The following is an 18,166-nucleotide window of genomic DNA, read 5'->3' as shown; positions in this document are numbered from 1 at the left end:
ACCTCAGAGCTTGATCTCGATGTTGACATCGGCAGGCAGGTCGAGACGCATCAGCGAGTCGACGGCCTTGGGCGTCGGGTCGACGATGTCGATCAGACGCTTGTGGGTGCGCATCTCGAAGTGCTCGCGGCTGTCCTTGTACTTGTGCGGCGACCGGATGACGCACACGACGTTCTTCTCGGTCGGAAGGGGCACGGGTCCGACGACGGTCGCACCCGCACGGGTCACGGTGTCGACGATCTTGCGTGCGGACGTGTCGATGACCTCGTGGTCATACGACTTCAGGCGAATGCGGATCTTCTGTCCCGCCATTGTCTGCTCTCTCTCTTTAGGCGTCATACCGTCCGGGACCGGGTGGCCCTGGGGCATTGGACGCACGTCGGCGCTGTTCGCGCCTCGGCACGAGAACGGCTCTCTCGAGTCGATCTGCTGCACCACTGTTCTTCTGTCAGCCGGACGCCGCGAGGCGACCGGATGCCCGACCTCCGCCGCGCACGGCGAACCCCTCGGTGAGAAGGGTGTCGGGGTGTGTGTTCTGCTACCCGCGGCCTAGAACCCTGCAGCCCCCATGAGGAACCGCCGTCTATGCACTGCCCTGGCAGTGATCCGGCGCACGCACAGCGGCGACGGAATATCGAACCTGTCTATTCTGCCACGGCTGATTTCACTTCTGCAAACCCGGGCGTGTCGCGCCCCTCGGGGAGCCGGTGACGGACGTCGAATTCCGGGTCAGAAGGAGGGAGATAGCGGGGCGAGGCATCCCCATGCCTCGCCCCGCTTGGGGAGGGCGTTCAGTGCGAGGGGGCACACCGAACGCGAGTAGCCCGGCGTGAAGGGACGCCGAACTCCTCGTTCGAGGGCGCGGCGGAAGACCCGCCGCGCAGGCAGGGTGACGCTCAGGCGCACAGAGTGCGCGCGTCGCACGATGATCCCCAAGATCGCTTATCCCCAGTTTCAACGCGGAAAGCCCGCGTGCTTCGGGAAACCGAACCCCTTCGGCTTCCCCGACCGCAAGATCCCCAGGCGGTCGAGACGATCCTACTCGATACATCTGCGAATCCGCCACATTTGACGACCACCAGATCGAACGGGGCGTGCCTCTGTATACGAAAGCGGCGATCCACCGGGTGGTGGACCGCCGCTCGAAGAGTGCGGGGCTGTTACTCGTTGCCGACGGACTTGTCCGCGCTGTCCCGGATCTCGTCGATCTTGTCGGCGGCACCCGGAGCGATCTTCTTCGCGAAGTCCGCGACGCCATCGAGGACCTTGTCGCTGATGTCCTCGGCCTGGTCGCTCTTGACGGCCTCGGCGATCTTGTCCTTGTTCTGCTCGTAGAGGTCTTTGCCCTTGTTCACCGCGTCATCGATACCCATGTGAATCCCCTTCTCAGGTGTGCGTCGACGAAGAGGCCGACGAGATCATTGTGCACGTCTTGGCGCGCGGAGGAAACTCCCGACACGATACAAAACACAGAGGGGCCGGACCCGAAGGTCCGACCCCTCTGTGAGGAAGCAGGTACTTACTTGACGATCTTCGTGACCGTACCGGCGCCGACGGTGCGTCCACCCTCACGGATGGCGAAGCCGAGGCCCTCCTCCATGGCGATCGGCTGGATCAGCTCGACCGTCATGTCGGTGGTGTCGCCGGGCATGACCATCTCGGTGCCCTCGGGCAGCGAGATGACGCCGGTGACGTCGGTGGTGCGGAAGTAGAACTGCGGGCGGTAGTTCGTGTAGAAGGGGTTGTGACGCCCACCCTCGTCCTTGGACAGGATGTACGCGGTGCCCTCGAAGTCGGTGTGCGGCGTGACCGAACCCGGCTTGACGATGACCTGACCGCGCTCGACGTCCTCACGCTTCGTGCCACGGAGCAGGAGACCACAGTTCTCGCCGGCCCAGGCCTCGTCGAGCTGCTTGTGGAACATCTCGATACCCGTGACCGTGGTCTTGACGGTCGGACGGAGTCCGACGATCTCGACCTCGGAGTTGATGGCCAGCGTGCCACGCTCGGCGCGACCCGTGACGACGGTTCCACGACCGGTGATCGTGAAGACGTCCTCGACGGGCATCAGGAACGGCTTGTCACGGTCACGCTCCGGGTCCGGAACGCTGTCGTCGACAGCCTGCATGAGGTCCAGGATCGCCTGGGTCCACTTCTCGTCGCCCTCGAGAGCCTTGAGAGCCGAGACGCGGACGACAGGAGCGTCCTCGTCGAAGCCCTGGGCTGCGAGCAGCTCGCGGACCTCGAGCTCGACGAGCTCCAGGATCTCCTCGTCGTCGACCATGTCCGACTTGTTCAGCGCGACCAGCAGGTACGGCACGCCGACCTGCTTGGCGAGCAGCACGTGCTCACGCGTCTGAGCCATCGGGCCGTCGGTGGCGGCGACCACGAGGATCGCGCCGTCCATCTGAGCAGCACCGGTGATCATGTTCTTGACGTAGTCGGCGTGGCCGGGGGCGTCGACGTGAGCGTAGTGGCGCTTGGGGGTCTCGTACTCGATGTGCGAGATGTTGATGGTGATTCCACGCTGGCGCTCTTCCGGCGCCGAGTCGATGGAAGCGAAGTCACGCTGCACGTTGGTGTCGGACGGGAACTTGTCAGCAAGCACCTTCGAGATCGCTGCGGAGAGCGTGGTCTTGCCGTGGTCAACGTGACCGATGGTTCCGATGTTGACGTGCGGCTTGGTCCGCTCGAACTTGGCCTTAGCCACTGGGTCCTCCTCAGGACGTCGTTGTAAAGGTGACCGGGCACTGGTTTGCGACCGGTTCTCTACGGGTTTAGGTTCTCAGTTTAGTAGAGAGGGAATGTGAAGTTGTAGGGGACCTGGGAACCCCGCAGCGCTTCGCCGTGCTCGGCGCCGCGGGGTACCCAGAAGGGCGATTACTCGCCCTTGGTCTTCTGGACGATCTCGTCGGCCACAGCGCGGGGAACCTCAGCGTAGCTGTGGAACTCCATGGAGTAGACGGCACGACCCGAGGTCTTCGAGCGCAGGTCGCCGATGTAGCCGAACATCTCGGACAGCGGAACCTGAGCACGGACGACCTTGACGCCGGCGGCGTCTTCCATCGACTGGATCTGGCCACGACGCGAGTTCAAGTCGCCGATGACGTCGCCCATGTACTCCTCAGGAGTACGGACCTCGACGGCCATCAGCGGCTCGAGCAGCACGGCGTTGGCACGGCGTGCGGCCTCCTTGAAGCCCATGGAACCCGCGATCTTGAACGCCATCTCCGAGGAGTCGACGTCGTGAGCCGCACCATCGGTGATGGTTGCCTTGACGCCCACCATCGGGTAGCCCGCGAGGACTCCGACGTTCATCGCGTCCTGGAAACCGGCATCGATCGAGCCGATGTACTCACGAGGGATGCGACCACCGGTGACCGCGTTCACGAACTCGTAGGTCTTCTCGGAGTCCAGGTCCATCGGCTCGATGGTGAACTGGATCTTCGCGAACTGGCCGGAGCCACCGGTCTGCTTCTTGTGCGTGTAGTCGTGCTTCTCGACGATCTTCTTGATCGTCTCGCGGTACGCCACCTGGGGCTTGCCGACGTTGGCCTCGACGTTGAACTCGCGCTTCATGCGGTCGACGAGGATGTCGAGGTGAAGCTCGCCCATGCCCTTGATGGTCGTCTGACCGGTCTCGGGGTTGAGCTCCGTGCGGAAGGTCGGGTCCTCTTCAGCGAGCTTCTGGATGGCGACACCCAGCTTCTCCTGGTCGGCCTTGGTCTTCGGCTCGATCGCGACCTCGATGACGGGCTCGGGGAACGTCATCGACTCGAGGACGACCGGAGACGCCGGGTCGGTGAGGGTGTCACCCGTGGTGGTGTCCTTCAGACCGATGACCGCGTAGATGTTGCCGGCGGTGACCGAGGGAACCGGGATCTCCTTGTTGGCGTGCATCTGGAAGATCTTCCCGATGCGCTCCTTCTTGTTCTTGGTCGAGTTGATGACCGGAGAACCGGAGTCGAGGTGACCCGAGTAGACGCGGACGTAGGTGAGGCGACCGAAGAACGGGTGCACGGCGACCTTGAACGCGAGAGCTGCGAACGGGTCATTCGCGTCGGGGTGACGCTCGATGATCGTGTCGTAGTCCTTGGGGTCGTGCGCCTCGATCGAGCCCACGTCGAGCGGGTTAGGGAGGTAGTCGACGACCGCGTCGAGCATCGGCTGGACACCGCGGTTCTTGAACGCGGAACCACACAGCACCGGGTAGATCTCCGAGGCGACGGTCAGCTTGCGGATCGCGCCCTTGATCTCGGCGACCGTGAGCTCTTCGCCACCGAAGAACTTCTCGAGCAGCGCGTCGTCGGTCTCGGCGACGGTCTCGAGGAGCTGCTGCCGGTAATCGGCCGCCTTCTCCTTGAGGTCTTCCGGGATCTCCTGGATCTCGTAGGAGGCGCCCATGGTGACGTCACCCTTGGAGTCTCCGGCCCACACCAGCGCGCGCATCTCGACCAGGTCGATGACGCCGACGAAGTCGTTCTCCGCGCCGATGGGCAGCTGGATGACGAGGGGCTTCGCGCCCAGACGGTTGATGATGGTGTCGACGGTGAAGTAGAAGTCCGCGCCGAGCTTGTCCATCTTGTTGACGAAGCAGATGCGGGGAACGTTGTACTTGTCGGCCTGACGCCACACGGTCTCGGACTGGGGCTCGACGCCCTCCTTGCCGTCGAAGACGGCGACGGCACCGTCGAGGACGCGGAGCGAACGCTCCACCTCGACCGTGAAGTCCACGTGACCGGGGGTGTCGATGATGTTGATCTGGTTCTTGTTCCAGAAGCAGGTCACGGCGGCAGACGTGATCGTGATGCCGCGCTCCTTCTCCTGCTCCATCCAGTCGGTGGTCGAGGCGCCATCGTGCGTCTCGCCGAGCTTGTGGTTGACGCCCGTGTAGAACAGGATGCGCTCGGTCGTCGTGGTCTTGCCGGCATCGATGTGCGCCATGATGCCGATGTTGCGGACCTTGCTCAGGTCCGTGAGCACGTCTTGTGCCACAGGAGTGTCCTTATCTTTTGGAGCAGTCGTACTGCGAAGAGGGGGTGCCCGCCCCTCGGCGAGTGGCCGAGGGGCGGGCGAAGCTGTTTACCAGCGGTAGTGAGCGAACGCGCGGTTCGACTCGGCCATCTTGTGAGTGTCCTCGCGGCGCTTGACCGCGGCACCCAGGCCGTTCGACGCGTCGAGGATCTCGTTCTGGAGACGCTCGGTCATCGTCTTCTCACGACGGCCCTTGGCGTAGCTGACGAGCCAGCGCAGCGCGAGAGTGTTCGCACGGTGCGGCTTGACCTCGATCGGCACCTGGTAGGTCGAGCCACCGACGCGGCGGCTGCGGACCTCGAGGGTGGGGCGCACGTTGTCGAGCGCCTTCTTGAGGGTGGCGACAGCATCCTGGCCGCCGTTCTTCGCCTCGACGCCGCGGAGGGCGCCGTAGACGATCGACTCGGCCAGCGACTTCTTGCCGTCGACGAGGATCTTGTTCACCAGCGAGGTGACGATCGGAGCGCCGTATACCGGGTCGTTGACGACGGGGCGCTTAGGGGCGGGACCCTTACGAGGCATCTAACTCAACCCTTCTTCGCGCCGTAGCGGGAACGAGCCTGCTTACGGTTCTTGACTGCCTGGGTGTCCAGGGCGCCACGGACGATCTTGTAACGCACACCGGGGAGGTCCTTCACACGACCGCCGCGCACGAGCACCAGCGAGTGCTCCTGCAGGTTGTGGCCCTCACCGGGGATGTACGCGGTGACCTCGGTGCCGTTGCGAAGCTTCACACGGGCGACCTTGCGCATCGCCGAGTTCGGCTTCTTCGGGGTGGTGGTGTAGACGCGGGTGCAGACCCCGGCCTGCTGCGGGTTCGACTTCAGGGCTGGCGTCTTGGTCTTGGTGACCTTCGGCGAGCGACCCTTGCGAACCAACTGCTGAATGGTTGGCACGTTCTCTCCTCATAGTGCTGCACGGTGACAGCGTGATGGGTTTCACATCATGCCCCACCGGCACGCCGGAATCGACGAGCTTTTGGTGTGGTGGGTATGCCGTGGGGGCGGACCGGCATGGTGCCGACGCCCAGTGCGCACGTCGAGACGTGCACACACCTGATCAAGTGTAATGCCGCGTAACGTGGCGGTCAAATGAGCGCAGGCGCCGGGCGCCGGTGGGGCCAGCGCCCGGGGTCACGGCACGTCGGGGTCGAACGGCGAGTCCAGAGACTCCGTCAACTCGGCGAGCAGTGCCTCGATCTGCGGTTCGACGTGCTGGGAGATGGCGGCCTGGATGTGGATCCGATGGCGCAGCAGGATGCCGCAGATCTCTCGCCCGACCATGTTGGCGTACTCGTCGGCGAGGGCGACCTCCTGCCGGAGGGCGATCTTGGCTTCCTCGGTGAGAGGCGGCAGCGCCGGGAGCTCTGCGGCCGAGTCGTCGGCGAGCCCGGCGATGGTGAACAGGAACGGCGCGCCGGGAACCGGCTCGGGGTCGAGCGGGAGGCCGTCGAACTCCGGATCGAGGTCTTCGGCAGGGCGGTAGCTGCGGGCACGATTGCGGGCCGCCTGCTGATCGAGCTCGCGCTGCAGCATGGGGAGATTCCGGGCCGTGTAGTCCGCGACGGCGTGATCGACGATGGTCTTGATGCGTGTCGAGAGTCCGTGCTGCACGCCGTGCGGGGTGTTCGCGCCGATTCCCGCCGCCGAGAGGATCGGTGATCCCAGACAGCGGCGGCATGGCGCGACGCGACCGCGGTGGGTCGCCGGCTCCCAGCGCGGCACCCAGCGCAACCAGGTCTCGACGGCCTGGTCGACCTGCGTCTCCAATGAGCGCTCCACCCCACCAGCGTACGGCGCGTCGCACGCCGTCGCCGCGATTTCGCTCGTCGCGGCGGGGCGACCGCGTCACTCGCCGTCGTCGTCGCGCTCCCAGGGCCAGCGCGGATGTTCCGCCCGGGTGCGCCGAAGGGCGATACCGCCCCACGCGGCGATCAGCCCCGCGACCACCAGCACCGCACTCACACCGCCGCGGACGAGGTCACCCGCGACGGCAGTGGCTATCACGAGGTCGGACGAACCGATCAGCACCGTGATCCACACCGCCGCGAGATGCGTGATCCCGGCGAGGAGGGCGATCGCGACGGTCGCCACGTAGGACGGGTTACCCCGTCGGAGCGTCGACCACAGCATGAGCGCGAAGACGATGACCGCCGACAGCATCCCGATCGCACCGGGTGCCTGCCCCAACCCCGGAACCGCGATGATGTCGGTGTCGGTGGCCACGCTGAGCGCCCCGAGCCCGAACACCGCGAGCGCGAAGAAGCCGATCGTCGCGAGAACCACCGCCAGGACAGCCGAAACCCCCGCGGACTCGGGCCCGCGGGGGTTCGGCGTGGTGGAGTGCGTGATTACCTCGACAGTGTCGGACCGGCTTCGAGGGTGCGCTCGTACTCGCGCTGCGCCTCGGCGTTCAGTTCGGTCTTGCGCGCGCCGCTGCGGGAGACCCACGCGCCGAACCAGATGGTCAGCTCACGGGCGAACACGAACGCGGCGATCGCGAGCGGGGCGAGCAGCTGCTCGCCGACCAAGTCGAGGCCCTGAGACGACGTGAGCTTCCAGAACGGCGCCTCGAACAGCTGTCCGAGGATGTGGCCCGCATAGGCGATGACACCGACGATGATGCCGAAGACGACCCAGAGCCCCCAGCGACCGCGGTTGATGATCGCGCCGAGCAGCCAGAAGCCGAGGAAGAAGACGACGACCGGCGTCCAGTATCCCCAGGTCATCAGCGGCGCGAGCGCGGCTTCGCCGATGTTCTCGCCGTTCACATCGCCGGCGATCGCGCCGAGGCCCAGGGCCGTGCCGAGGTAGAGCACGGCGAAGACGAGGGTCGCGAGCAGGCCGATGAGGCCGCCGGTGCCGCGGTTGCCGCGGTCGCGGGGCGGCTCGGGCGCCTGCACGAAGATGGGCTGGGGCTGCGCCGCGCCGGTCGCACCGATCAGCGGCTCCGACGGGACGATCCGCGTCTCGGCCTCGTCGCCGTACTGCGCGTAGGCGGCACCGGCCAGACCGGACTGTTCGTGGCCGAACGGCACGGGCTCGCCCACGACCGGCTCGGGGAAGAACGACGCGGTCTCCGCGTCGGCCTCGGCTCTGACGTCGCGCACGCTCTCACGCGATTCGACGGCCGGGGACGACACGACGGCCGGGGGCGGGGATGCGAACGTCCCCGGGTGGTCACGCTCGGCGGCTTCGAATGCGGCGAGGTCGGGGTCGCCGGCCTTCTCGTCGATCGGTTCGGCCGGCCGGTTCTCCGGCGCATCGGCGGAACCGGGAACATCCGCACCCGCGGCGGCGGCGGCGTCGAGGCCGGCGTTCGCGCTGCCGACGACGTCGTCGACGTCAGTCGGCTTCTCGGGCTGGGGAGCGTCGGGGTCACTCATGGGGTGCGCCTCTCATCGGATACGTGCATTGTGAGGGTACCGCCGGGCGAACGGCCCCCGACGCAGGCGTGCCGACGTGTCGGGATACGCGCGTCGATGCCTCGTGGCGGACCATCATGGAAGGGCGTTGCGAAGCGCGGTCCCCGCGAACTCAGCGAGAGCGGGAAGGATCGGGAGGGACAGCCAGATCAGCGCCCCGATGACTCCGGCGCACACGATGCCGGCGAACCAGCTCATCGCCAGATTGCGCCCCGCCACCCGTGCCATGCCTCCACGCTATGGCCCGACCGGGATACTGGCCGGGCGCAACGCCGAGCATGCTCGCGCATGGGTTGGTGCGGCTCAGCGAGCGGTTCGCCCCCGGAGCCGCCAGAGCAGCCAGAGACCCGACGCCGGGATCAGGAGGAACCCGAGGAGGAGGAGCGCATGCCAGGCGCTGAAGCTCGGCAGCAGCGGGTTGTTCACGACCTCCTCGGGTGGGGTGCCGGTGCCGGAGGAACTTCCGGTCGAACTGAACTCGACGAAGCTCATGAACTGCACCAGGAACAACGAGAGCGCTCCGAAGACGAACGGCACGATGATCGCCACGACCTTCTCCCACGTCTTCCAGAGGGTGCTGATGCTGACGAGCACCGCGCCGACGAACCATCCGAGCACCGGAAGCAGGAAACCGCCGAAGCTCAGCGTCAATGCGGCGGCGATCGCGAAGCCGCGCGTCGATGTCGTCGACGGTCGGGGCGCGGGCGGGGCCGCCACCGGCGCGGCGACCATGATGGTGGGGCTCGCCGGCACCTCATCCTGCGCTTCCCTCGCGATGGCCACCGGATCACCGAGTCGAGCGATCCGCGCGGCGGTCTCCGCGGCGTCGAGGCCCTGCAGCTCTTCGACGATTCCGCCGCGGATGTCCGACGCGACGCCGTGCGGGAGCCCGCGCATCGCCTCGTCGAGCCGGGCGAGGTACTCCTCGCGCAGGGTGTCTGCTGTCGTCTCTGTCATGGTCGTCCCTCTCCGACGATGCCCGTCACCACACGGGCGAACGGGGTCCACTGCACTCGGAAGCGCTCGAGCTGCTCGGTACCCGACTCGGTGAGCCGGTAGTACTTGCGCACGGGTCCGCTCTCCGACGGCAGGTCGAACGTGCTGACCCAGCCGTTGTCCCGCAGCCGTCCCAGCAGCGGGTAGAGCGTGCCGATGCTGGCGATCAGCCCGGCGCCGGTGAGCGCATCGGCCAGCTGCCAGCCGTACATCGGCTCACGCGCGAGGAGTCCGAGCACGCAGTACTCGACCACCCCTTTGCGCATCTGCGATCCGACATCAGCTGTCATGCATGACAAGCTACCATGCGATGCACGTTACCTCCGACACGGATCCGTGCCGAGTGCGCCGCGGGGGCGTTCAGCCCTTCGTCGCGCCCGCGGTGAGACCGCCGACGATGTACTTCTGCAGGAAGAGGAACAGGATCATCACCGGGATGGCCGCCATCACGGCGCCCGCGGAGAACGCCGACCAGTCCGCATAGCGCGGGTTCGCGACGAGCTTGGTGAGCCCGACGACCAGCGTCTGCTGCTCCACGTCGACGAGCATGACGCTCGCGATCACATACTCGTTGACCGTGCCGATGAAGGAGAGCAGTCCGACCACCGCGAGGATGGGCGCGACCAGGCGCAGGATGATGGTGAAGAAGATGCGTGCGTGACCGGCGCCGTCGATGCGAGCGGCCTCGTCGATCTCCTTCGGGATCGTGTTGAAGAACCCGTACATCAGGTAGGTGTTCACACCGAGCGCGCCGCCGAGGTAGACCAGGATCAGGCCGGTGTGGGTGTTCAGGCCGATGGCGGGGAACCAGTCCCCCAGCGTCGACATGAGCAGGAAGATCGCGACGACCGCGAGCAGCTGCGGGAACATCTGCACGACCACGATCGTGACGAGCCCGACGCGGCGCCCGGCGAACCGCATACGCGAGAAGGCATACGCCGCGCAGGCGCCGATGAAGACCGTGACCGCCCCGGTCACGACGGCGATCAGCAGGGTGTTGAGGAACCACATGCCGTACGGGTTCTGCGGGTCGCTCAGGATGCGCACGTAACTGTCGATCCCGATCGCGGAGAACAGCTGGTTCGATCCGGTCAGCGTCCCCTTCGGGTTCAGCGACGCCGAGACGACGTACAGAAGCGGGAACAAGGCGAAGGCGCTGACCACGATCGCGACGAGATGCCGCCATCCGGTATCGGCGAACCAGGCACCGAAGCTGCGGCGACGCGGGGCGAGACTCGGCCCATCGGTGGCAGCGTGAGCGGTGGTGGAGCGAGTGGTGCTCATGTCAGTTCAGCTCCTCGAGGGCCTTGGTCTTGCGGAAGCTGATGATCGAGATGGTCGCGACCACGATGAAGATCAGGATGGTGAACGCCGAAGCCAGGCCGTAGTCACGGGTCTGCCCGGTGAAGGCCACCTTGTAGACCATCGAGATCAGGATGTCGGTGTGCCCGACCGGGATGGACACGTCGCTGAAGCGCGGCCCGCCGTTGGTGAGCATGTAGATCAGGTTGAAGTTGTTGAAGTTGAACGCGAACGACGAGATCAGCAGCGGCGCGACCGTGACGAGCAGCAGCGGCAGCTTGATCCGCCGGAAGACCTGCCACGGATTCGCGCCGTCCATCACGGCGGCCTCGTTCACGTCCTCCGGGATGCCCTGCAGTGCGCCCATGCAGACGAGGAACATGTAGGGGAAGCCCAGCCACAGGTTCACCAGGAGCACCGACACCTTGGCCAGCGTCGGATCGGTGAGCCAGGGGATGTCCGCTCCCCCGAAGATGACCTGGTTGATGAAGCCGAAGCTCTCGTTCATCATGCCGGCCCAGACGAGTGCGGACAGGAACGCGGGGAACGCGTAAGGAAGGATCAGGATGATCCGGTACCCGTTGCGGAACCGCATCCGGGTGTTGTTGAACACCAGCGCGAGCAGGAGCCCGAGGAAGAATGTCGTCGCGACCGAGATCAGCGCGAACGCGAAGGTCCACACCGTCACCGAGATGAGCGGTCCGCGGATCGAGGAGTCGGTGACCGCGCGCACGAAGTTGTCGAAGCCGACCGTGGTCTGCCATCCCGGCAGCAGCTGCTCGCCGTCGTCGGCGGTGAAGGCTCCGTCGCCCGTGTCGGCGTACACCGTGCCCGTGGTGGTGTCGGTGATGGTGTCGGCGGCCTCGTCGTACTCGAGCGTCGAGACGTAGAGGTACCCCTTCTGTCCGTCCGGCGCGCGCAGGCTGCCGTCGTTCGGGTCGTCGCTGAAGGGGACCGACAGCTTCTCGAGTTCTTCCGAGAGGGTGAACACGGTAGCCAGCGGGAGCGTCGTCCAGCCGTCGACCGCGACGGCCTGTCCGCCCTCGAACTGCGCGTCGACCTCTTCGAGCGGCTGCTCGGCCGTGCCGAGAAGCGCGTCGCCGGAGTCCGGGTCGGTGACGAGAAGACCGTAGGTGCCGAACTGCTCGACGACCGTCACCGGATAGGTGGGCGAGTCCTCGACCCGCTCCTGCGCCGACGCGAGGAGAGAGGAGATGGCCTGGTCTTTCGTGCCGTTGTGCCCGGTGCCGTAGTTCGTGAACCCGATGTAGCCGGTGTAGAGCAGCGTGAACACCTGGAACAGGATCAGGAAGATGATGCCGGGTGTCAGGTACTTCGCCGCGATGCGCTTGCGGGAGAAGTAGATGTAGTTGACGAGGACGGCGACCGCGACGACGATGCCGAGGATCAGCCACTCCTGGTGGGCGAAGAGCACGAACGCCGCATACAGGGCGATCGCGTCGACGACGGCCAGCAGGAGGATCTTCAGCAGCATCCAGCCGATCGGGCCGGATGCCGCCTCGGCGATCTTCGCGGCCTGGCGCTGGCGTCTGGTCGGAGGAGCGGTGCGCTCGTCGATGTCAGTCATGTCGTCCTCGTCATGATCCTGCCGGGGCGGACGGAGGAGTCCACCCCGGCAGGGTCAGTGTGATGGCTGTTACTTGATCGCGGCGGTCACGTCGTCGACGAGCTTCTGCCACGTCGTCTTCGGGTCCGCGCCGTTGATGATCGCGGCCTCGGCCACGCCCCAGAATTCCCACACCGCGCCCATCGCCGGGATAGCCGGCATCGGCACGGCGTCTTCGCCGACGGCCTGGAAGCCGGCGATGATCGGGTCGGACGCCGCGGTGTCGGCGGCAGCGGTGAGCGCCGGCAGGACGTTGCCGGCCTTGAACAGCTCGAGCTGCACGTCTTCGGTGCCGATGTAGTTGACGAGGAAGTCGTTCGCGGCGACCTTGTTCTTCGACTCGGAGCTGACGAAGAAGCCCTTGACGCCGGCGAACGGCGAAGCGGTCTCACCGGTCGGGCTGGGGATCGGGTCGATCGCGACGTTGATGCCGGCGTCGGTTGCGGCCCCCACGTTCCACGGGCCGGTCAGCCAGAAGGCGGCCGTGCCGTCGAGGAACTGCTGCTTGGCGATCTCGCCGTCGACGTCGGTGTTCAGCACGCCCGCAGCGCCCTGCACACCCAGCCAGTCGGCGAAGGCGAAGCCGCCCTCACTGCCGAGCTGCAGGTCGGTGGGGTCGTAGCTGCCCGAGTCATCGGTGCCGAAGACCGGGGCACCGAACGCGGTCTGGAACGGGTACAGGTGGTACGGGTTGCCCTCGGCGCCCTGCTCGACGACGAAGGTGCCCTTCGAGACCATGTCGTCGAAGCTGGTCGCGGCGGCCGGGACGAGGTCGGCGTTGCGCAGCACGGCGATGTTCTCGACCGCGTACGGAAGCATGTACACGGTGCCCTCGTAGGTTGCGGCCTGCAGCGCGACCGGAAGGTAGTCCTCGGAGCTGTCGCCGAGCTCGATCGGCGCGACGACGCCGTTGGTGGAGAGCTCGCCCAGCCAGTCGTGCGCACCCATGACCACGTCAGGGCCTTTGCCGGTCGGGACCTGCTGGATGAAGTCGTCCTTCATGTCGTCGACCGACTTGCCGACGAGCTCGACCTTGACGCCGGTCTTGTCCTCGTAGGAGTCCGCCGCGGTCTGCAGCGCGTCCACGCGCTCGGCGTCGACCCAGACGACCAGCTTGCCGCTGCCTTTGGAGTCGGAGGTGTCGTCGCCGCTGGTCCCTGCGGAGCAGCCGGCAAGCGTCAGAGTCGAAACGATGGCGATCGCGCCTGCGGCGGCGATGCCCCTCTTGTTCACCTTCATTGGTGTGTGCCTCTCTCGGTGCTGGTGGCCTGCACAGACTGCAAGCGCTTACAGTATGCATCGGATACGACTCCTTTTGCAACGAAGAAGAGCGTCGATACCAACCCGTGACCGGGCAGATCGGAAGCGCCGGGTGTGAAAACGCTTCCACAGGACTCGACAGGGAGCGCTCGTAGACTGTGGGGATGACGGATCGTTCCCTTCGTGTCGCGCGAACAGCGGCGGGTCTCCTCCTGACGCTGTCGGCGATCGCCCTGAGCGGCTGCACGGCGTTCGCCACGAACTACGCCGTGCTGGATCGAGACGCGGAGGCTGCGGACACCGTGCCGGACGGGGTGGTCGAGCAGGACTCCGGCGACGTCGCCGACCTCTCGTCGGCGCGCTTGGTCGGCGAGCACTCCGGCAGCTCGATCTGGCTGCTGCGGGGCGTCGAGCCGTCGACGGTCTGCGTACTCGCCTACCGCGACGAGGACGAGTGGGGCATGGGCTGCGGCGGGGAGCGCGGTCCTGTGGAGATGAGCGGACCGGCGGGTCACTTCACGACGGTGCCGGACGACTACCCCACTCCGGACGGAGCAACCAGGATCTCCGACAATGTGTACGCACTGAGCCCCTGAGTAGGATGAAACCATGGCTGACAGTTCTTTTGACATCGTCTCGAAGGTGGATCATCAGGAGGCCGAGAACGCCCTGAACCAGGCCCGCAAGGAGATCGAGCAGCGCTACGACTTCAAGGGCACGGGTGCGTCGATCGCCTGGAGCGGCGAGAGCATCCTGATCATCGCGAACACCGAGGAGCGGGCGAAGGCCGTGCTCGACGTGTTCCAGTCCAAGCTCATCAAGCGCGGCATCTCGCTGAAGAGCCTCGAGTCGGGCGACCCGTTCGCCAGCGGCAAGGAGTTCCGCATCGTCTCGACGCTCAAGGACGGCATCTCCTCGGAGAACGCGAAGAAGATCGGCAAGATCATCCGCGACGAGGGCCCCAAGGGCGTCAAGAGCCAGATCCAGGGCGACGAACTGCGCGTGCAGTCCAAGAGCCGCGACGACCTGCAGTCGGTCATCGCGCTGCTGAAGGGCGCCGACCTCGATCTCGACCTGCAGTTCATCAACTACCGCTAGCGCGAACCTCCCGCTTGCACGACGAAAGGCCCCACTCGGCGAAAGGCCGAGTGGGGCCTTTCGTCTGCCCACGGCCGCGACTTCGGTCTTCCGGAGCCGAGCAGTAGGATCGCATACCGGAATATCGGCGTGAGTGGCCAAGACTGGAAAAGTCGCCGACAGCCGTGTGCCCCCACACGCGACGACAGGCGTAGATCGTGTTGGAGACCGACGCGACCTCATGATGCGGTGGCCCACCCGGGGCTGATCATGAGGATGCTCGGGAAATGAAGGGCAACTGGGGGCAGGTCCATGAGCATTATCGGATCGACGAGTGTCGGCGAGAGCAAGCAGCTTCTGGCCGAAGAGGTGTTCCACCACCTCGGCAGACAGATCATCGAGGGCACGCTCGCGGCCGGCGAACGCATCCGCGACGTCGACGTGGCCGAAGAGCTGCACGTGTCGCGAACACCCGTTCGCGAAGCGCTTCAGCGGCTGGAGCGGCTGGGGATGGTGACGATGTATCCGAGCCGGTACACCGAGGTGACCGAGGTGACCTCGGAGACGATCACGCAGTCGCTCGAGTTCGCCGGGTACCAGGCGGCGATCGCCGCACGGCTGGCCGTTCCGCGCATCAGCGACGGCCAGCGCGATCACGTCGTCCGACTCGTGGCCGCGATGCACGCGTCCCTCGAGGACACGGCGACGACCTCGGACGCACGATGGGCGGTGTTCTCGTATCTCGGAGATCGGAGCGGGAACGCGCAGCATCGCACGCTGATGGAAGACGCGAGCATGGTGCTGTTCCGCAACCTCCGCGACTGGGTGGTCCCCGCGAAGGACCGCGCTCGGATGCGGGATGTGTACATCGCCTTCGCCGGAGCCGTCCGAAACGGTGACGGCGATGAGGCGGAGCGCCTGGTCCGGGCGATGTACTACCTGTGACGCGCGATCAGAGGGTCGCTCGCCAACCCGTGACCCAACGCTCGAGGCGTCGGTAGGCGTCCTCGCGCGCGTCGTGGCGCGAGAGGAAGACGTCGTGGAGCGCGCCGTCGATGCGTTCCACCGTCACGCTCGCCCCGAGCCGCAGCGCCGCGCGCGCGATGTCGTCGACGACGAGCACGGAGTCGGCGCTGGTGAGCTCTTCCGACCACCGCGTCGGGGGCGCGAACCGCGCCGAGAGCAGCACGCACACCGGAGCCGTGATCGACAGCCCCGCGGCCACGGTCTTGTGCCCGGAGAGGATCGCGTGCAACCAGCCCGCGTACACGGCCATGGTCTGCGCCGGGCGCCACAGCGCGTTCACCTCCATCGGATCATCCGGGTCGGCGACCTCCTGCTGAGCGCGGGTGTAGAAGCCGAGGTCGACCTGCGGCGCCGCCTCCATCGGCCGAATCCGCGCCTGCAGCTCGACCATCGGCGCGATCGCCGCCCGCGCCGGCGCGAACTGGAACTCCAGCCAGGGGCTGTTCAGGATCACCGCATCCGCCGCACCCGGATGACGTGACGCCCAGAGACTCAGCGTGAGCCCGCCCGTCGAATGACCGAGCAGAACCAGACGCCGGGAGGACTCGGTGCCGCCGCTCCCCCGCCCCATGGCCTCCAACGCCGCCCCGATGTCCTCGTCGTAGGTGGCGAGGTCGGCGACGTAGCCCGGCGTCTGCCCGTCGCGGAGGCTGCGTCCGTACTTGCGGAGGTCGAGGGCGAAGAAGCGGGCGCCCCGCGACGTCCAGAAACGCGCGAGTCGCTTCTGGAAGAAGTAGTCTGACCAGCCGTGCACGTAGAGCACGTCGACGCCGTCGAGCAGCGGCCAGCGCCCACGGATGCGATGCCAGAGATCCGGCTCGGCCGGGAGCGCGCGCACCAGGGTCGCCACCACCGGACCCTGCTCATCGGTGCCGAGGTCGAGAGTCAGCTGCTGGAACTCATCGCCGAGCACATCCCGGATCCATTCGGTCATGCATTCCTCCCCCGTCGTCGCCAGGCTAGCCGACGAGCACGGGGGCGATGGAGGCGAACCTCCTACTCGCCGCGGGAGACGCGCACCATCTCGTCGCGCGGGACGACCTTGACGCGGGCGCGCTCGTCGGGAGCACCGAGGGCGATCTCGTGCTCGTCGAGACGGTGCCAGCCCTCGAGATCGGTCCAGCGCACGCCGCGCTCCCGCAGCAGCTCGACGACGGCCTCCTCGGACGGATCCTCCGGGTGCCACCAGGAGCCCTGGTCGTTGATGATGTGCCGCACGGTCTCCATCGCGTCGGACTTGGTGTGCCCGATCAGCCCCACCGGGCCGCGCTTGATCCAGCCGGTCGCGTAGATGCCGGAGACCCGCTCGTTGGAATCCTTCGCGAGCACCTGACCCTCGCGGTTCGGGATGACACCGTGCTTCTTGTCGAAGGGCACGCCGGGAAGGGGCGAGCCGAAGTAGCCGATGGCGCGGTACAGCGCCTGGAGCGGCACCTCACGCATCTCACCGGTTCCCACCGCGCCGCCCTGACCGTCGGGCTGTGTGCGCTCGTAGACGAGTGCCGCGACGCGACCGTTCTCGTCCTTGCGCACCTCGACCGGGCGCGCCCAGAAATGCAGGTGCAGTCGGCGCGATGCCGTGCCCCCAGCGTTGTTCACCGAGTCGCGCTTGCGCCAGGACTGCAGGATGCGGTCGATGACCATGACCTGCTTGTTGCTGGCGACAGCATCCTTCGAGGCCTCGTCGTAGTCGAAGTCCTCGTCGTAGACGACCATGTCGACATCGCGCAGCTCGCCGAGCTCGCGGAGCTCCAGCGGAGTGAACTTCACCTGCGCCGGTCCGCGGCGTCCGAAGACGTGCACGTCGGTGATCTCGCTGGCCTTGAGACCCTCGTAGACGTTGGCCGGCACCTCGGTGACCAGCAGATCCTCGGCGTGCTTCGCGAGCATGCGCGCGACGTCGAGCGCCACGTTGCCGTTGCCGAGCACTCCGACGGATGCGGCATCCAGCGGCCACTCGCGCGGCACGTCGGGATGTCCGTCGAACCAGCTGACGTAGTCGGCGGCACCGTAGGACGCGACAGCATCGATCCCGGGGATCTCCATGGACGTGTCGCGGATCGCTCCGGTCGCGAAGACGACGGCGTTGTAGTGCTTCTTCAGGTCGTCGAGGGTGATGTCCTCACCGAAGCGCACGTTGCCGAACAGGCGGATGTCTCCGCGGTCGAGCACATCGCGCAGCGCGTTGACGATGCCCTTGATGCGGGGGTGATCGGGGGCGACGCCGTAGCGGACCAGTCCGTACGGAGCGGGGAGCTGCTCGAAGAGATCGATCGAGACGTCGAACTTGCGCTCGGCCTTCAGCAGGATGTCCGCGGCGTAGATGCCGGCGGGGCCCGCACCGACGATGGCCAGTCTGAGCTTGGTCATGGAGGTCCTTTCGTATGCCGACGCAACCGGCGTGCGACCCGAAGGTCGCG

The 18,166-nt window shown here is 66.6% G+C and carries 20 protein-coding genes; 3 read left to right on the top strand and 17 right to left on the bottom strand.

The window, feature by feature from the left end; genetic code table 11:
• Window positions 1-3: 3 nt before the first annotated feature.
• From rpsJ to BQ2383_RS03310, 15 genes are all read right to left on the bottom strand, one after another.
• On the bottom strand, window positions 4-312 hold the full coding sequence (gene rpsJ / locus BQ2383_RS03375) for a 30S ribosomal protein S10 (protein WP_017201594.1): 309 nt from the start codon (window positions 310-312) through the stop codon (window positions 4-6).
• A gap of 848 nt (window positions 313-1,160) precedes the next feature.
• Window positions 1,161-1,373 carry a hypothetical protein gene (locus BQ2383_RS03370; protein WP_091029523.1) on the bottom strand — a complete coding sequence of 71 codons (213 nt, stop codon included), beginning with the start codon at window positions 1,371-1,373 and terminating at the stop codon, window positions 1,161-1,163.
• A 146-nt stretch (window positions 1,374-1,519) separates the two neighbouring features.
• On the bottom strand, window positions 1,520-2,710 hold the full coding sequence (gene tuf / locus BQ2383_RS03365; RefSeq protein WP_028502475.1) for an elongation factor Tu: 1,191 nt from the start codon (window positions 2,708-2,710) through the stop codon (window positions 1,520-1,522).
• A gap of 170 nt (window positions 2,711-2,880) precedes the next feature.
• On the bottom strand, window positions 2,881-4,995 hold the full coding sequence (fusA, locus tag BQ2383_RS03360) for an elongation factor G (protein ID WP_091029519.1): 2,115 nt from the start codon (window positions 4,993-4,995) through the stop codon (window positions 2,881-2,883).
• 87 nt (window positions 4,996-5,082) lie between these two features.
• Window positions 5,083-5,556: a 30S ribosomal protein S7 gene (gene rpsG, locus BQ2383_RS03355; RefSeq protein ID WP_028502477.1), complete on the bottom strand. Its 474-nt coding sequence runs from the start codon at window positions 5,554-5,556 to the stop codon at window positions 5,083-5,085.
• Window positions 5,557-5,561: 5 nt separating this feature from the next.
• Window positions 5,562-5,930 carry a 30S ribosomal protein S12 gene (gene rpsL / locus BQ2383_RS03350; protein ID WP_028502478.1) on the bottom strand — a complete coding sequence of 123 codons (369 nt, stop codon included), beginning with the start codon at window positions 5,928-5,930 and terminating at the stop codon, window positions 5,562-5,564.
• A 237-nt stretch (window positions 5,931-6,167) separates the two neighbouring features.
• Window positions 6,168-6,815 carry a spermidine/putrescine ABC transporter substrate-binding protein gene (locus tag BQ2383_RS03345; protein WP_208617610.1) on the bottom strand — a complete coding sequence of 216 codons (648 nt, stop codon included), beginning with the start codon at window positions 6,813-6,815 and terminating at the stop codon, window positions 6,168-6,170.
• Between the two features lie 66 nt (window positions 6,816-6,881).
• Window positions 6,882-7,319, bottom strand: a complete 438-nt coding sequence (locus BQ2383_RS03340) for a hypothetical protein (protein WP_091029512.1) — start codon at window positions 7,317-7,319, stop codon at window positions 6,882-6,884.
• 65 nt (window positions 7,320-7,384) lie between these two features.
• Complete coding sequence (locus BQ2383_RS03335; RefSeq protein ID WP_091029509.1) at window positions 7,385-8,419, bottom strand: ABC transporter; 1,035 nt, start codon at window positions 8,417-8,419, stop codon at window positions 7,385-7,387.
• Between the two features lie 114 nt (window positions 8,420-8,533).
• Window positions 8,534-8,686: a hypothetical protein gene (locus BQ2383_RS19285; RefSeq protein WP_167381524.1), complete on the bottom strand. Its 153-nt coding sequence runs from the start codon at window positions 8,684-8,686 to the stop codon at window positions 8,534-8,536.
• Window positions 8,687-8,761: 75 nt separating this feature from the next.
• Window positions 8,762-9,415, bottom strand: coding sequence for an HAAS signaling domain-containing protein (locus BQ2383_RS03330; protein ID WP_091029505.1), 654 nt, complete (start codon window positions 9,413-9,415; stop codon window positions 8,762-8,764).
• The gene (locus BQ2383_RS03325; RefSeq protein ID WP_029260913.1) at window positions 9,412-9,744 is read right to left on the bottom strand and encodes a PadR family transcriptional regulator; all 333 of its coding nucleotides are present in this window, start codon (window positions 9,742-9,744) and stop codon (window positions 9,412-9,414) included. Before BQ2383_RS03325 ends, BQ2383_RS03330 begins: the two co-directional genes overlap by 4 nt.
• A 70-nt stretch (window positions 9,745-9,814) precedes the next feature.
• Complete coding sequence (locus tag BQ2383_RS03320; protein ID WP_091029502.1) at window positions 9,815-10,738, bottom strand: sugar ABC transporter permease; 924 nt, start codon at window positions 10,736-10,738, stop codon at window positions 9,815-9,817.
• 1 nt (window position 10,739) lies between these two features.
• Window positions 10,740-12,344 (bottom strand): ABC transporter permease subunit, encoded by a 1,605-nt coding sequence (locus BQ2383_RS03315; protein ID WP_091029498.1) that lies wholly within the window; start codon window positions 12,342-12,344, stop codon window positions 10,740-10,742.
• Between the two features lie 69 nt (window positions 12,345-12,413).
• The gene (locus BQ2383_RS03310) at window positions 12,414-13,622 is read right to left on the bottom strand and encodes a sugar ABC transporter substrate-binding protein (RefSeq protein ID WP_091029495.1); all 1,209 of its coding nucleotides are present in this window, start codon (window positions 13,620-13,622) and stop codon (window positions 12,414-12,416) included.
• A 185-nt stretch (window positions 13,623-13,807) separates the two neighbouring features.
• Here BQ2383_RS03310 and BQ2383_RS03305 point away from each other — a divergent pair, with 185 nt between their 5' ends.
• The 3 genes from BQ2383_RS03305 to BQ2383_RS03295 all read left to right on the top strand — a co-directional run bounded on the left by BQ2383_RS03305 (window position 13,808) and on the right by BQ2383_RS03295 (window position 15,665).
• On the top strand, window positions 13,808-14,239 hold the full coding sequence (locus BQ2383_RS03305; protein ID WP_091029490.1) for a hypothetical protein: 432 nt from the start codon (window positions 13,808-13,810) through the stop codon (window positions 14,237-14,239).
• A gap of 13 nt (window positions 14,240-14,252) precedes the next feature.
• Window positions 14,253-14,741 (top strand): YajQ family cyclic di-GMP-binding protein, encoded by a 489-nt coding sequence (locus tag BQ2383_RS03300; protein WP_091029487.1) that lies wholly within the window; start codon window positions 14,253-14,255, stop codon window positions 14,739-14,741.
• A 291-nt stretch (window positions 14,742-15,032) separates the two neighbouring features.
• A complete protein-coding gene (locus BQ2383_RS03295; protein ID WP_091029484.1) occupies window positions 15,033-15,665 on the top strand; it encodes a GntR family transcriptional regulator in 633 nt (210 codons plus the stop codon).
• 7 nt (window positions 15,666-15,672) lie between these two features.
• Here the strand turns inward: BQ2383_RS03295 and BQ2383_RS03290 are convergent, their stop codons facing one another.
• Entirely contained in the window at window positions 15,673-16,680 is a 1,008-nt protein-coding gene (locus tag BQ2383_RS03290) for an alpha/beta hydrolase (RefSeq protein ID WP_091029482.1), read from the bottom strand.
• A 62-nt stretch (window positions 16,681-16,742) separates the two neighbouring features.
• Window positions 16,743-18,116 carry an FAD-dependent oxidoreductase gene (locus tag BQ2383_RS03285; protein ID WP_091029479.1) on the bottom strand — a complete coding sequence of 458 codons (1,374 nt, stop codon included), beginning with the start codon at window positions 18,114-18,116 and terminating at the stop codon, window positions 16,743-16,745.
• Window positions 18,117-18,166 lie beyond the last annotated feature (50 nt).

The sequence above is a fragment of the Microbacterium oxydans genome (assembly GCF_900095745.1).
GTDB lineage: Bacteria > Actinomycetota > Actinomycetes > Actinomycetales > Microbacteriaceae > Microbacterium > Microbacterium oxydans_B.
The sequence above is the reverse complement of the archived record's forward strand: the minus strand, read 5'-3'. Positions and strand labels throughout refer to the sequence as shown.